13 protein-coding genes, 1 tRNA gene and 1 pseudogene are annotated in these 13,138 nt (G+C 30.2%); 6 read left to right on the forward strand and 9 right to left on the reverse strand.

Going from position 1 to position 13,138, the window contains the following annotated elements; translation table 11 throughout:
• Nucleotides 1–19: 19 nt before the first annotated feature.
• Entirely contained in the window at nucleotides 20–574 is a 555-nt protein-coding gene (locus tag VLC96_RS03010; RefSeq protein WP_325260571.1) for a 1-acyl-sn-glycerol-3-phosphate acyltransferase, read from the reverse strand.
• A 64-nt stretch (nucleotides 575–638) separates the two neighbouring features.
• Between VLC96_RS03010 and VLC96_RS03015 the strand changes: the two genes are divergently transcribed.
• Complete coding sequence (locus tag VLC96_RS03015; RefSeq protein WP_325260572.1) at nucleotides 639–1,304, forward strand: spermidine synthase; 666 nt, start codon at nucleotides 639–641, stop codon at nucleotides 1,302–1,304.
• Nucleotides 1,305–1,341: 37 nt separating this feature from the next.
• Here the strand turns inward: VLC96_RS03015 and kdsB are convergent, their stop codons facing one another.
• The 3 genes from kdsB to VLC96_RS03030 form a co-directional block, all read right to left on the reverse strand.
• Nucleotides 1,342–2,073, reverse strand: coding sequence for a 3-deoxy-manno-octulosonate cytidylyltransferase (gene kdsB / locus VLC96_RS03020; protein ID WP_325260573.1), 732 nt, complete (start codon nucleotides 2,071–2,073; stop codon nucleotides 1,342–1,344).
• A 59-nt stretch (nucleotides 2,074–2,132) separates the two neighbouring features.
• Entirely contained in the window at nucleotides 2,133–2,966 is an 834-nt protein-coding gene (gene ygiD, locus VLC96_RS03025; RefSeq protein WP_325260574.1) for a 4,5-DOPA-extradiol-dioxygenase, read from the reverse strand.
• A gap of 162 nt (nucleotides 2,967–3,128) precedes the next feature.
• The gene (locus tag VLC96_RS03030) at nucleotides 3,129–4,550 is read right to left on the reverse strand and encodes an ATP-dependent DNA helicase (protein ID WP_325260575.1); all 1,422 of its coding nucleotides are present in this window, start codon (nucleotides 4,548–4,550) and stop codon (nucleotides 3,129–3,131) included.
• A 179-nt stretch (nucleotides 4,551–4,729) separates the two neighbouring features.
• Here VLC96_RS03030 and VLC96_RS03035 point away from each other — a divergent pair, with 179 nt between their 5' ends.
• Nucleotides 4,730–5,536 (forward strand): DUF3822 family protein, encoded by an 807-nt coding sequence (locus VLC96_RS03035; protein ID WP_325260576.1) that lies wholly within the window; start codon nucleotides 4,730–4,732, stop codon nucleotides 5,534–5,536.
• Nucleotides 5,533–6,138: an RsmD family RNA methyltransferase gene (locus tag VLC96_RS03040; protein WP_325260577.1), complete on the forward strand. Its 606-nt coding sequence runs from the start codon at nucleotides 5,533–5,535 to the stop codon at nucleotides 6,136–6,138. The genes VLC96_RS03035 and VLC96_RS03040 overlap by 4 nt, the downstream gene beginning before the upstream one ends.
• A gap of 1 nt (nucleotide 6,139) precedes the next feature.
• Here VLC96_RS03040 and VLC96_RS03045 read toward each other — a convergent pair whose 3' ends face one another.
• A complete protein-coding gene (locus VLC96_RS03045; protein WP_325260578.1) occupies nucleotides 6,140–8,266 on the reverse strand; it encodes an outer membrane beta-barrel family protein in 2,127 nt (708 codons plus the stop codon).
• Nucleotides 8,267–8,395: 129 nt separating this feature from the next.
• Between VLC96_RS03045 and VLC96_RS03050 the strand changes: the two genes are divergently transcribed.
• The 3 genes from VLC96_RS03050 (at nucleotide 8,396) to VLC96_RS03060 (ending at nucleotide 11,153) form a co-directional block, all read left to right on the forward strand.
• On the forward strand, nucleotides 8,396–9,757 hold the full coding sequence (locus VLC96_RS03050; RefSeq protein ID WP_325260579.1) for a sensor histidine kinase: 1,362 nt from the start codon (nucleotides 8,396–8,398) through the stop codon (nucleotides 9,755–9,757).
• A gap of 7 nt (nucleotides 9,758–9,764) precedes the next feature.
• On the forward strand, nucleotides 9,765–10,448 hold the full coding sequence (locus VLC96_RS03055) for a response regulator transcription factor (protein ID WP_325260580.1): 684 nt from the start codon (nucleotides 9,765–9,767) through the stop codon (nucleotides 10,446–10,448).
• Between the two features lie 459 nt (nucleotides 10,449–10,907).
• Nucleotides 10,908–11,153, forward strand: coding sequence for a hypothetical protein (locus VLC96_RS03060; protein ID WP_325260581.1), 246 nt, complete (start codon nucleotides 10,908–10,910; stop codon nucleotides 11,151–11,153).
• Nucleotides 11,154–11,245: 92 nt separating this feature from the next.
• Here VLC96_RS03060 and VLC96_RS03065 read toward each other — a convergent pair.
• From VLC96_RS03065 to VLC96_RS03080, 4 genes and pseudogenes are all read right to left on the reverse strand, one after another.
• Nucleotides 11,246–11,326, reverse strand: a tRNA-Tyr gene (locus tag VLC96_RS03065).
• 183 nt (nucleotides 11,327–11,509) lie between these two features.
• Nucleotides 11,510–11,896: pseudogene (locus tag VLC96_RS03070) on the reverse strand (TlpA family protein disulfide reductase); the annotation flags it as partial.
• An 18-nt stretch (nucleotides 11,897–11,914) separates the two neighbouring features.
• Complete coding sequence (locus VLC96_RS03075; RefSeq protein ID WP_325260582.1) at nucleotides 11,915–12,670, reverse strand: DUF4369 domain-containing protein; 756 nt, start codon at nucleotides 12,668–12,670, stop codon at nucleotides 11,915–11,917.
• A 247-nt stretch (nucleotides 12,671–12,917) separates the two neighbouring features.
• Nucleotides 12,918–13,136, reverse strand: coding sequence for a hypothetical protein (locus VLC96_RS03080; RefSeq protein WP_325260583.1), 219 nt, complete (start codon nucleotides 13,134–13,136; stop codon nucleotides 12,918–12,920).
• Between the last annotated feature and the right edge of the window lie 2 nt (nucleotides 13,137–13,138).

Raw genomic sequence — 13,138 nt, forward strand, 5'->3', positions numbered from 1 at the left:
ATTCTCAGGCGTTTAGTTTTTAAGATACAGAATACCCATTTTCAGGTATTTTCCCTTTCGCACCAACAAAATGTTTGTTCAAAATAATAAAATCTGACTCTATATTTCCAGTTGGATTGAAAGGATTTCCAAAATGAACCACTTTTTTTTCAAAGTTTATAGAAACTGGAATAATTGGTACATTTGCTTTTAATGCAATATAATAAAATCCCGTTTTAAGTGTTTCAACTTTTTTACGAGTTCCTTCTGGTGACAATCCCAAGCGAAAAGTCTCTTTTGTTTTAAATATATTAGCAATAGATTCAACTTTATTCAAACCTCCGCTCCTATCAAGTGGAACACCGCCTAATGAGGTGAAAAAATAACTAAAAGGAAAACGAAATAATTCTTTTTTGCCAATCCAATTTATTCCGCTTCCAACTGCGCCTCGACAAATAATAGCAATATAGAAATCATGCCAGCTTGTATGCGGCATAACCATTAAAATACTTTTTTTTATTTGCTCATCGAAGTTACCTTCTATTTTCCAGCCCATTAAATTCTTAAAAATCCACTTATAGATTTGTTTCTTCATTTCTCATTTCATTTTGTACAAATAAAACAATTAAAATGTTATTTTTGAAAAAAACACCAAATTAATGCTGAAGAAATTACTGAGTTACCTCATTCCAATTAAAATATTTAAAACCAAATCAACTTTAAGTAAAACCATTGAAGTAACCTGGGCAAACGGAGAATTAGTACTGGATTCTGAAAATACAAATTATTCTTATGGCAGTTTGCAACGCATTTTAAGATTAGGACTAAAACATTTTGGCTTTGAAAAAATAGTAGCAATGCAAAACATCCTGGTTCTTGGTGTGGCAGGAGGAAGTGTTATCAAAACGTTAGTTGATGAAATTCAATATAAAGGTAAAATCACTGGGGTTGAAATTGACTCAGAAATTATTGAAATTGCTAATAAATACTTCCAACTCAATGAAATTAAAAATCTTGAAATTGTTATTGAAGATGCATTTGACTTTGTATTAAAAACAAAAGATAGTTACGATTTAATTATCATTGATATATTTCAGGATACAACGATGCCTAACTTTTTATTCGAAAAATTTTTTATTGACAGAATTTGTTTTTTACTCAAAAGTAAAGGAGTTGTCCTCTTTAATACAATGTGTTTAAACAATAATAATAATGTTAGAAATCAAAATTTCATCAAAGAATTTGATATAATGAATTATAAAATTCAATCTATTCCTAGAGTTGAAGTACACAATGAATTGATTATTATTGAGAAATTGAATTAGGCATTGAACAAAAATATTCAATGCCTAATTTTATAGTTTATACTGTTAGCATTTTTCTTGCTTTTTCTAAATCTTCAGGAGTATCGATTCCTATTCCAACATGAGTGGTTTCAACCATTTTGATACGTTTTCCAAATTCCAAATAACGCAATTGTTCTAATTTTTCGGATGCTTCTAATGATTTCATTGGCAAACCATAGAAATCCAATAAAGCCTGTTTTCTAAAAGCATAAATTCCGATGTGCTGCATGTAGCGAACGCCAACATTAACTTCTCTAGGATAAGGAATTACCGAACGTGAAAAATACAATGCAAATTGATTTTGGTCTACAACTACTTTTACATTATTTGGATTATTGATTTCGGTTTCATCTTTTATTTCACGCATTAAAGAAGCTAAATCGACTTGTTTTTGAGTATCATTTTTAAAAACTTCAATAACTTTCGCCAAAGGTTCAGCATTTATAAATGGCTCGTCACCTTGCACATTTATGACAATATCAACATTGAGATTTTCAACAGCTTCTGCAATACGGTCACTCCCCGACTCGTGTTCTTTGATACTCATTATGGCTTTTCCACCATTTGAAACAATTTCATTATAAATTAAATCGGAGTCGGTTACTACAAAAACATCATCAAATAATTGTGTGTTTATTGCTGCTTCATAGGTTTTTAGAATTACTGTTTTTCCTCCCAAGTCCTGCATTAATTTGGCTGGAAATCGTGTAGATGCGTAACGTGCGGGTATGACTGCTATTATTTTCATTTATATTTATTCTTCAATTATAATTTTAGTTTCCAAATATATGTTTTTTATAATATAAACTAATTCGAAATCTTAATGGAAGTCATACTCAACGAACCTCCAACCAATTTATCATTAAACAAACTCAACTCTTCTTGATTTTCTTTTAGTCCTAAAGTATAAATTAGAGGTAAATAATGCTCTGGAGTAGGAATTGATAACTGAAATGCTTTGCTCTGTTTTTCAAAATCAATAAGTGGTTGAAAATTCCCGTCTAACAAATAATTATTGATATTCTCCCTGGCTTCAAAGGCCCAATCGTAGCCATAATTATCGGTATTGATGTTTCTAAAATCTACCAAACGCAAATTGTGAATAATGTTACCGCTGCCTACAATCAGGATTCCTTTGCTTCGCAATACACTTAATTTTTGCGCCAAATCAAAATGATATTGACCAGATTTTGTATAATCTATACTCATCTGAATTACAGGAATATCAGCCGCCGGATATAAATGTTTAATTACACTCCACGCGCCATGGTCCAAACCCCAATGATGATCTAATTCAACTGCTGTTGGCAACAACAATTCCTGAGTTAATGTTGCTAAATTTGGATTGCCTTTAGCTGGATATTGTACCTCAAATAATTCTTTAGGAAAACCTCCAAAATCATGAATGGTTCTTGGCATTTCCATCGCGGTAATTTTGGTACCATTAGTAAACCAATGCGCCGAAATACATAAAATTGCATTGGGTTTGGGTAATGTTCTGGCTATATTTCGAAAACCTGTTACAAACTCATTCTCTTCAATGGCATTCATTGGGCTTCCGTGTCCAAGGAATAATACAGGCATTTTTTCGGTATTCGAAAAAGTGATTGAAATATTATGTAAATCGTTTAAAGTGTTCATAGACAAATATCTAAAATTTAAAACAGACAAATTATTTTTTAAACCATATAAGTCATATAAGGTCATTTAAGTTTTAGCATGATTGTTTTAAAAATTTATAAAAACTTAAAAATTCATCTCAATACTAGCTTCAATGAACTTATACGGTTAATTATCAATTTATTACACAAAACTATCATCCTTAAATCCTATCAAATATAGCTTATTTTTGGCTCTAGTCATAGCGGTGTATAACCAACGAATGTAATCTCTGTCGATTCCATTCGGCAGATAAGGTTGTTCTATAAAGACTGTATTCCACTGTCCTCCTTGCGATTTATGACAGGTAATGGCATAAGAGAATTTAACTTGCAGTGCATTGAAATATTCGTTCTCTTTTACTTTTTGAAACTTTTTGTATTTGGTAGTTTCATTTTCATAATCTTTCATCACTTCCTGATACAATCTGTTTGATTCTTCAAAAGTTAATGATGGCGACTCACTTTTTATAGTGTCCATTAAAAGTACGGTTTCAAACGGCTTTTGATCAGGGTAATCAATCATTCGGATTTTTACTTTGGCAAATTTAAAACCGTATAATTCTTTGATTCCGAACATTTCTAAAACTTCGATAATATCACCATTGGCAATAAATCCCGCTTCATCCGAATCCTTTAGCCAAAAATAATTATTCTTCACCACCATCAAGAAATCGCCTGTTGATAGTTCACTTTCTTTATCAAGGATTTTGGTTCTAATTTGTTCATTGTATTGATTCGCTCTTTTATTGGAACGGACAATAAAAGCCGTGTCTTCGATGCTGTAATTACTATAAGCTGAATTAATAGCATCTTGAATATCATAACCGTCAATCAGCCGGACAATGTCTTTGAATTTTCGGACATTGAACTTGAATTCGGATATGAAAGAATCTTTTAATAATTCTCTTAATTCGGTGGCGTTGTACAAGATCCCTGAGTTTTCTTCCTGACGCATTACTTCGTCAAGCTCGATATGTTCTACTTCTTTATTATAATGAAAACTTAAAGTTTCAATATCCAGAGCTGGGCTTACTTCTAAATTTACCGGTGGTAGCTGAGCAGTATCTCCCAACAGTATCATTTTGCAATTGGTTCCTGAGTATACATAGGAAATCAAATCATCGAGCAAAGAGCCGTTTTCATATAATTTGGAATCCGAATTAACATCGGAAATCATCGAAGCTTCATCGACTATGAAAATGGTGTTTTTGTGTTTGTTTTGCTGTAAAGTGAATGAAACGCCTCCACCTGAATTTTTCTTTGGAAAGTATATTTTTTTATGAATTGTAAAAGCAGGTTTATTCGAATAATTTGAAATTACTTTGGCCGCACGACCAGTTGGAGCTAACAAAACATACTTTTTATTAATATCCAATAGACTATTTACAATCGTAGAAATCACGGTTGTTTTTCCTGTTCCGGCATATCCTTTTAGCACAAAAATCGTATCATTATGAATGTCAGTCAAAAAAATGGCTATCTTTTGAAAAAAAATATCCTGATTATACGTGAGTTGAAAAGGAAACTTTTTTTGTAAATGATTATAAAATGCAGAGGAGTTCATTGAGTTTTATTTGAATTACAAAGAACGGCTTTTTCAATATCAATTTCAATATCAATAAAAAATTCAATGCTGTTCACCATTAACTTTTGCAATTGACTTTTGCTATTGTAGTTGATATTGATTTTTGAAATTGATATTGCTATTTTAATTTGTAAGTTTGCATTGTTGAAAAAAAATCTATGAATATCACTGACAAGAAATATAAAAAACTTTCAATTCAAGTTTCACTTACGGGGCTTTCGTTTTGTTGCTTTGACACGCTTCATAACAGAATTGTGTCTATAAATGAAATTCAGTTTGATACTTTTCATAAGTCGATTAAGATTGAAGAATTGTTTTCGGATGCTTTTAAAAATTATCCAGAGCTGAGTGATAGTTATGATGAAATTCAGGTGATTCACAATAATAATCTTTCAACATTTGTGCCTACTGCCCTATTTGATGAAAACTTTTTAGGCAGTTATTTACAGTACAATACCAAAGTTTTTGAAACGGATTTTTTTGCATTTGATGAAATCACTAATTATCAGATGAATGCGGTTTACATTCCTTATGTGAATATCAATAACTTTTTTATTGACCAGTTTGGTTCTTTTGACTACAAACATGCTAATACTGTTTTGGTTTCTAAGCTTTTGGATGCTTCCAAAAACAATGACAACAAGAAAATGATTGTTCACTTTAATCCGGGTCATTTTGAAATTATTGTGATTCAGAATCAAAAACTGCTTTTATTCAATTCATTTGAATACAAAACGCCTGAGGATTTTATTTACTATCTGCTTTTTACAGCCGAGCAGTTAAATATGAATCCGGAAAGTTTTCACTTAGAATTATTAGGAGCGATTTCGGAAGAAGATGATTTTTACAAAATTGCGTACAAGTACATTCGCAATGTTTCTTTCTTGGATGTAAGCGATTTACAAAAAAACAACAACTTTTCAGCAGCACAAAATCTGCAACATTTTATACTTTTAAACTCATGAGAATCATATCTGGAAAATACAAAGGAAGACGCATTTTTCCGCCAAAAGGTTTGCCCGTTCGACCTACAACCGATATGAGTAAAGAGGCATTATTTAATGTTTTGAATAATCATTTTAGTTTTGAAGGCTTGAAAGTATTGGATTTATTTTCGGGAACAGGGAATATTAGTTATGAGTTTGCTTCGCGCGGAAGTTCACCAATTACTTCGGTGGATGCTGATTTTGGTTGTGTGAAATTCATCAAACAAGTGGCAGCAGAATATGATTTTAATATTGCAGCGACCAAAAGTGATGTATTTACTTTTTTAGAAAAAAACAAAACGACTTACGATATTATTTTTGCTGATCCTCCTTATGGTTTAGACCAAAAGACTTTTGAAAAAGTGGTTTTAACGGTTTTTGAAAAAGGATTATTGGATGAGGAAGGCATGATGATTATTGAACATTCTAAATACACTAAACTGGATCATTTGATTAATTTTTCTTTTCAAAAAAGTTATGGTGGTTCTATTTTTAGTTTCTTCGAATTGAATTCCACTGATGAAGAAGAAGAACTTCCAGAAAATTTATCAAATAAAGTTACTGAAGACGACGAGCTATAATCTATCGTATTCTATTCGAATTGTCGTCAATATTTTTTTCTTTAAACTTAGAAGCTTTTATTTTTCCAAAAGAATATTTAATTGCTATCGAAAATTCATTTGCATCGACCAAATACCTAGCTTTTGATCTAATATTATTTATCGTAAATTTTTCTTCGTAGATCGTGTTTTTAAAAATATCATTGTAACTCAAAGTACAATTCCAATTGGTAAATAATGTTTTAGAAACACCTAAATCCATAATGAACCAAGCTTTTCTTTCAAAAACTCCTTCTTTTTGATCTGTTAAACCATAGGCTGTCAGCACAAACGAATAGCCTTTTGGCAGTTTAAACTCATTGCTTGAATAGTAATATAAATACGGTTTTGAGTCCATAAACAATGCAAAATCATCTTCAATTTTATTCAATATGCAACTTAAACTATTAGTTGATGTCCAAATTTTATAAGTAAAAGGCAAACTAAATTCTAAATTGAATCCTGATTCTTTTTCGAAATTAATTTCTTTAAAAGTCAATATATTATTTTGATTATCAAATACAAAACTACTATAAACAGGATCTGTGTTTACATAATAGCTTAACTTCACCGATTTGTCATTATATTGAAAACTGGACGAAATTTGATTGCTGATAATTGGATTTAAATTAATATTCTTGGAATACAGAAAGTACGGATTGATATAAGTGGCTCCCTGACTAGTAGATGAATAATTGGGTCTGGAAATACTTTTTGAATAATTTAAAGTTACAGATTTCGTACTGTCAATCGGAATATCAAACTGAACCTTCGGAAAGAAATCGGTGTAATTCTTTTTGATTAAAGGTATATCATCATTTTTGAATTTCCCTTTTATGTCTGTATTCTCAACTCTAAAGCCAACTGAATAGCCAATCTTTTTTAAACTTCCTGATAACTGCGCATATCCAGCGCTATTTTTTTCATCGAAATCATAAATTGAATTGATTGTAGAATTGGTTTCAAAATTTAAAGTTTCGAAATCAGTTTTGGCATCGGCAGACAAATAAAGCCCGCCATATTCCAGCTTCATTTCATTTTTAAATTTCTTTTCGAAATCAATTCTTCCGGAAAACACATTCACTTTGAATTTTTGATCGCTGTTTTGTACTTTTTCAAATTGAGTTTCATTATAATTATTCTGCACAAAAGCTTTTGAATCCTGATCAAAAGCAGAATATTGAAAACCTGTAAATAACTGTGTATCTATTGGTTTTATTTTCTTCGAATAGTTGATAAATGAATTGATAAAATTCTTCTGGCTCTTATTATCACTGTAAGTCACCACATTATTTTCGACATCGCCATTCTTGTTGTATGATGTGGTATTTATGTCAAAAGGTTCGCTCTGTAGCTTGCCATTCATATTAATTGAGAAATAATCTTCTTCATTAATTTTATAAAAAAGACCACCACCAAAAAGATACTGCTTCCTTTTGGTATTTGCTGTGGCAACATTATAATTTGAAATAATATCCTCATCTGGAATTTGATAATCGATGCTATGGCTTTCCCAAGGACTTAATTTATTGTAATTAAAATTAGCTTTCCATTCGAGTTTATTCTTTTTGAAACTTGAATTTATCCCGAGATAGTTATTGTATTCTTTTTTAAAAGATGCCACCTCAGATATTGTTGTTTGCGAACCTTCCTTTTTACTAAATTTTCTGGTAATCAAAATAACGGCTCTCCCTTCAGCTTCATATTTGGAGGATGGATTATTGATTATTTCGATACTTTTTATATCATCTACAGACAGGGCATTTAGATCATTCATTCCAATTTTTTGATTGTCCATATAAATCAAAGGAGTTCCTTTTCCAATAACCGTTATGTTTTCCTTGTCGGCGCTGATGGTAACATTGGGCAATTTGGACATTAAATCCAGTGTATTTGGAACTGAATTTAGTATCGTATTGGCCACATCAACTTTGATATTACCATTTTTATTGGTGAACATTTTCTTTTCTTTGGTGACAACTACTTCAGTTAATTTATTGGATATACTGTCATTTTCGGTTGTATTTTGTGCAAACCCAAAAACAGAAATCATAAGAAAAATGACAATAATTATATTTTTAAATTCTAATCTGTTTTTTATTGATAGCATTACATTGCAAATTTTATAATTGCAAAAATGAGTTTAAAAATATCTTCTATAAGTTAATCGAAGGTTAATGCAGGGTTAATGACGAATTTGAATAATAAAAGAATTATTTTTGACCACAATTTTCATCGAATGAATAAGAGAATCAATTTATTAATAGCATTTTCGGTAGTAGCTTTGATTGCTCTGTCGACTGTGCAATGCTATTTGGTAAAAACTGCCTATGACTACAAAGTAGCTCAATTTCACTCTGAAATTAAAGAGGATATTGCTAAAATAACGAATGAATTCAGTGATATTGATTCGGCATACGTCAATAAAAAGGAATTACTGTATAACCAATTGGCGCAAAACTATGTTATAAATAAAAGGTCAAAGATTGATATTAAAAATACTTTAATTGAAAATGAGTCTAACGACCCATTAACCCGAAAATTACAACTTAGATTTAAAAGAGATTTTCCAAATATTGATATTGATTTTGCTATTGTTCTGAACAAATTTGTCATTTATAATAGCTATAAAAAACCCGACACTCTTTTTTCAGAAAAGCCTGTTATACAGAATAAAATATATGGTCATTTAAAGTCTTTGGATAATGCCTTTTTGGTCAGAAATTATGTGAGTACCACAAACGGGTCTGCAGTACTGAAAGATTATAAATTACTCACTGAGGACTCCATGTACGTTTCTGTAGCTGATTGGGAAATGATCATTTTTGAAAGAATGAGAATGGTTTTATTACTGTCATTAGCATCCATTCTTACCTTAATAACTCTTTTTGTTATTGCGATTAAAGCACTTATAAAACAAAAGAAAGTAAGCGATGTCAAAACCGATTTTATTAATAATATCACCCACGAACTCAAAACTCCTTTGACAACTTTGGGAATTTCCACTAAAATATTGGAACGAAAAGACATTCGTGAAAATGATGGGCAATTCGACAGTATTTTGAATACAATTTCACGTCAAAATAGTCGCCTTCAAAATTTAATTGATCAGGTAATGGCTAATTCACTGGGAGAGAACGAAGTTGAACTGCAAAAAGAAAAAGTTGAAGCAGAAACCTTTTTGAAATCTATTGTTGCTGATTTTAAGGTTGCATTTCCAAAAGTTACTCTTGAAACTCAATTTAATACTAACGAAACGCTATTGGTTTTGGATAAGTTTCATTTAACGACAGCCATCTTAAATGTATTCGAAAATGCCGTAAAATATGGCAGTAGTACAATTACACTCAAAACTGAATTAGTTAAAAATCAATTTAACATCAGTATAAAAGATGATGGAATTGGGATTTCAAAAAGCAAACATTCTCTATTGTTTGATAAATTTTACAGGGTTGAACAAGGCAATTTACATAATGCAAAAGGTCTGGGATTAGGACTGTTTTATGTAAAGCAAATCATAAAAGCGCATCAAGGCACAATTGGTGTTATAAGTGATTTAGGAAAAGGCTCGGAATTTACTATTATGTTTAAAATTCAATAATTTAAAGTTGAAAAAAATACTTTTAGCTGAAGACGATGCTGACTTTGCAAGCGTTCTCAAACAATATTTAGAATTGTGTCAATTTGAAATCACTTGGGCAGAAAATGGTGAAGAAGCATTACAACTGTTCCAATCCAAGACTTTTGATATTTGTGTTTTTGATGTAATGATGCCAAAAATGGACGGCTTCACGCTTGCTGAAAAAATCATTACAATAAATCCCGAAATTCCTTTTGTTTTTCTAACTGCCAGAAAATTAAAAGAAGACAAAATTATTGGTTTAAAATTAGGTGCCGATGATTATATCGTAAAACCTTTTGAGGCTGATGAACTTGTTTTACGCCTGAATAATATCATAAAAAGAAGCAGTCAAAATCATTTTTCTAAAGTAGCTGATGAATTGCAAATTGGCATTTATGTTTTTGACACTAAAAGGTTATGCCTCAAAAATGGCGAAACAACTCAACAACTTACAGAAAAAGAAGCTGATTTAATTCATTTCTTTTATACTCATAAAAATCAGATGATAAAAAGAGAGCAGATTTTGAAAACGATTTGGGGTAATGACGATTTTTTTTCAGGAAGAAGTATGGATGTGTACATCAGTAAAATACGAAAATATTTCAAAGATGATTCGCGAATAAGTATTGAAAGTGTACGGAATATTGGATTGGAATTTAAAATAATATAAAAAAGCGGTTAGAATGACTTCTTCAAACTATTTGTAAGTTCATCAATTTTATAAAGTGGATAAGAAATAGTTATAAATAAATTTTAAATCGTTCAAACAAAAAAATATTAGTAAATTCCGAAAACAACTTCCATAGCGTTAATTTGTTTGTTACTGTCACAACACGACAAAAACTAAGAATAATGCTTTAAATGGAAAATTACATGCAAAATCAGTGATATCAACTATTGAAATCAAACAAAAATTACATTTTATATCTAGAAGTAATTTTTCGAATGAAGATGTTTTAAATCAGATCAAAAAACAAAGAAATTCAGTCAACAAGATCGAAGAACAGCTTAATAATTATATATCTATGGATGTTAATAAAAAAAGCTATTACAAACTGTTAAAATGCTTTTTTGGGTTCATTAATTTTTTAATTTTAATATAAAGATTATTAATCTAAAATGATGGAATATGGAAAAAGCAGTACTTTTAAGAATTCGCAAAGACTTAGATAGCCGTCAGCAACAAAATATAATCAAATTGAAGGGAACTTTAATTTCAAAAGGATATACAGAAATAATCCACATTAAAGATCAAGATGAAGACTTTCATATCAATTCTTTTGAAATCCCAGAAGCCTTCAGCAATGAAGTCCACGAATATATAAGTGATTTTATCGCAGGTCAAAATTTAGGAGATACAATAGTACTTTGTTAAATCTCATCCATTATTGCTTAGTCCCTACTTTTGAACTTAATCCGTATTTTTTTAAGCAAAAAAAAACGTTTCAATTGCTTGAAACGTTTTAGTGGGGAGAGCAGGATTCGAACCTGCGAAGTTCACACAGCAGATTTACAGTCTGCCCTCGTTGGCCGCTTGAGTATCTCCCCGAGCCTTATTTGGTAATGCTTATTGCGTTATCCGGGTGCAAATATAGAGACACTTTTTAGTTTTACAAACTTTTTTTGCACTTTATTTTAGTATTATTTTACTATTATTTTTAATGTATTGGTATTGAATAAAATAAAAAATCTCCACTAGGGAGATTTTTTATTTTTAAATATTACCAAGGCTTATTTTCCTAGTAATTCTATGATTTTTGCTTTCAATTCGGCACCTCTTAAATCTTGTGCAACTACATTTCCTGATTGATCAAGGATAAATGTTGCTGGAATTGATTCCACTTTGTATTGCATTGCAATTGGTTCTTGCCAACCTTTAAGATTTGAAACCTGTGTCCAAACTAATTTATCTTTTGCAATAGCTTCTTTCCATTTTACTGGATCTTCGTCTAGAGAAACACCAATTATATTAAGACCTTTTGAATGTAATTCTTTATAAATTGCAACAACATTCGGATTTTCTTTTCGGCATGGACCGCACCATGAAGCCCAAAAATCAACGATTGTTACTTTTCCTAAACTTTCTTTAAGGCTAATTGTTTTGCCTTCTGTATTAGGAGCAGAAAAATCTGTTCTTCATTTAGCTGGAGTACCTGTTGGAGCAGCTGTTGCGCCTACTGAAGGTTGTTTTGCTGCAGCAAGTTTTGTTTTTACATTCTTACCGTGTTTAGAATCTTTTAATGAAGCTTCTAAATTATTGAACATCGTTTCAATTTTTTTAGAATCTACAGTTGGATCATTGCTCATCCCTTCAATAATTAATAAACTAATGAAAGCTTTTGGATGAGTATTAGCATAATCCACATATTTATTTTTTGAAGTATTACCAATTTCAGTTTGGATTTTAGTGTATTCTTTCATTAAGCTATTGATAACAGCAGTATCTTTAGTTTGTTGTGCTGTTTGCATTTTTTGCATGTTAGCATTTTGAAAGTCCATTAAAGGTTTCTGAATTTTTGTGATTTCTTCATTAAATTTCACATACTCATCGTTATTGTAAGTACCAGAAATTTTAGATTTTTGAATTGTATCTTTATTTACTACAATTGTAATTTCACCATTTTCTAAGATAAATGGAATTTTACCTTGTACTCCTTCAATTTGTAAAGTATGGAAAGCTGGTTCTGTTACTTTTCCTTTAATTTCAAATTTACCGTCTTCGATTTTTACTGTGTCAACAGGAATTAATCCCATTCCTTTATCATCTTGTGCTTCTAGTACAACTGTTTTTCCGTTTTCAAATCCTTTCGCAGTTCCTGAGATAGTGTATTTGTCTTTGCTACAAGAAGTAAGTAAAGCTGTAGCGGTAAGAAATAAAATAATTTTTTTCATTTTTATTAGTTAATTGTTTTTAAGGTTACAAAAGTATTTAAAATTATAAATTAACAATAACTTTAGAACCCTAAATTTATGTTATAATTTTCCTCATTTTAAAGCTATTTGTATAAAGAAATATTGTGTTTATAATTTTTTTAAATATTATTTTCTTTAAATAGTAATCATTTGAAATTTAATTCCGTGCATGTTTTAAAAGTATTATTTTTTATAGGCTTTTTATTTAAAAGGTTAGTAAAATAATTTAAAGATTGTATTGATGAAGATATGACTCAATATGCTCAATTTCATTTTGAGTAATTGTAATATCTAAATTTACATCTCTTAAATCTTTGTTTAAATAAGAACAAACAGGATTATCTTTTAATTTCAAATCGATGTCAGCTTTTATTTGTTTTAGTTTTTCAATTGTTACCAAAGCATTTTTGTATTGCTTTTGATAGTTTTCAATTTTTTCATTCATTT

It is taken from the genome of Flavobacterium sp., assembly GCF_035456085.1.
Lineage (GTDB): Bacteria > Bacteroidota > Bacteroidia > Flavobacteriales > Flavobacteriaceae > Flavobacterium.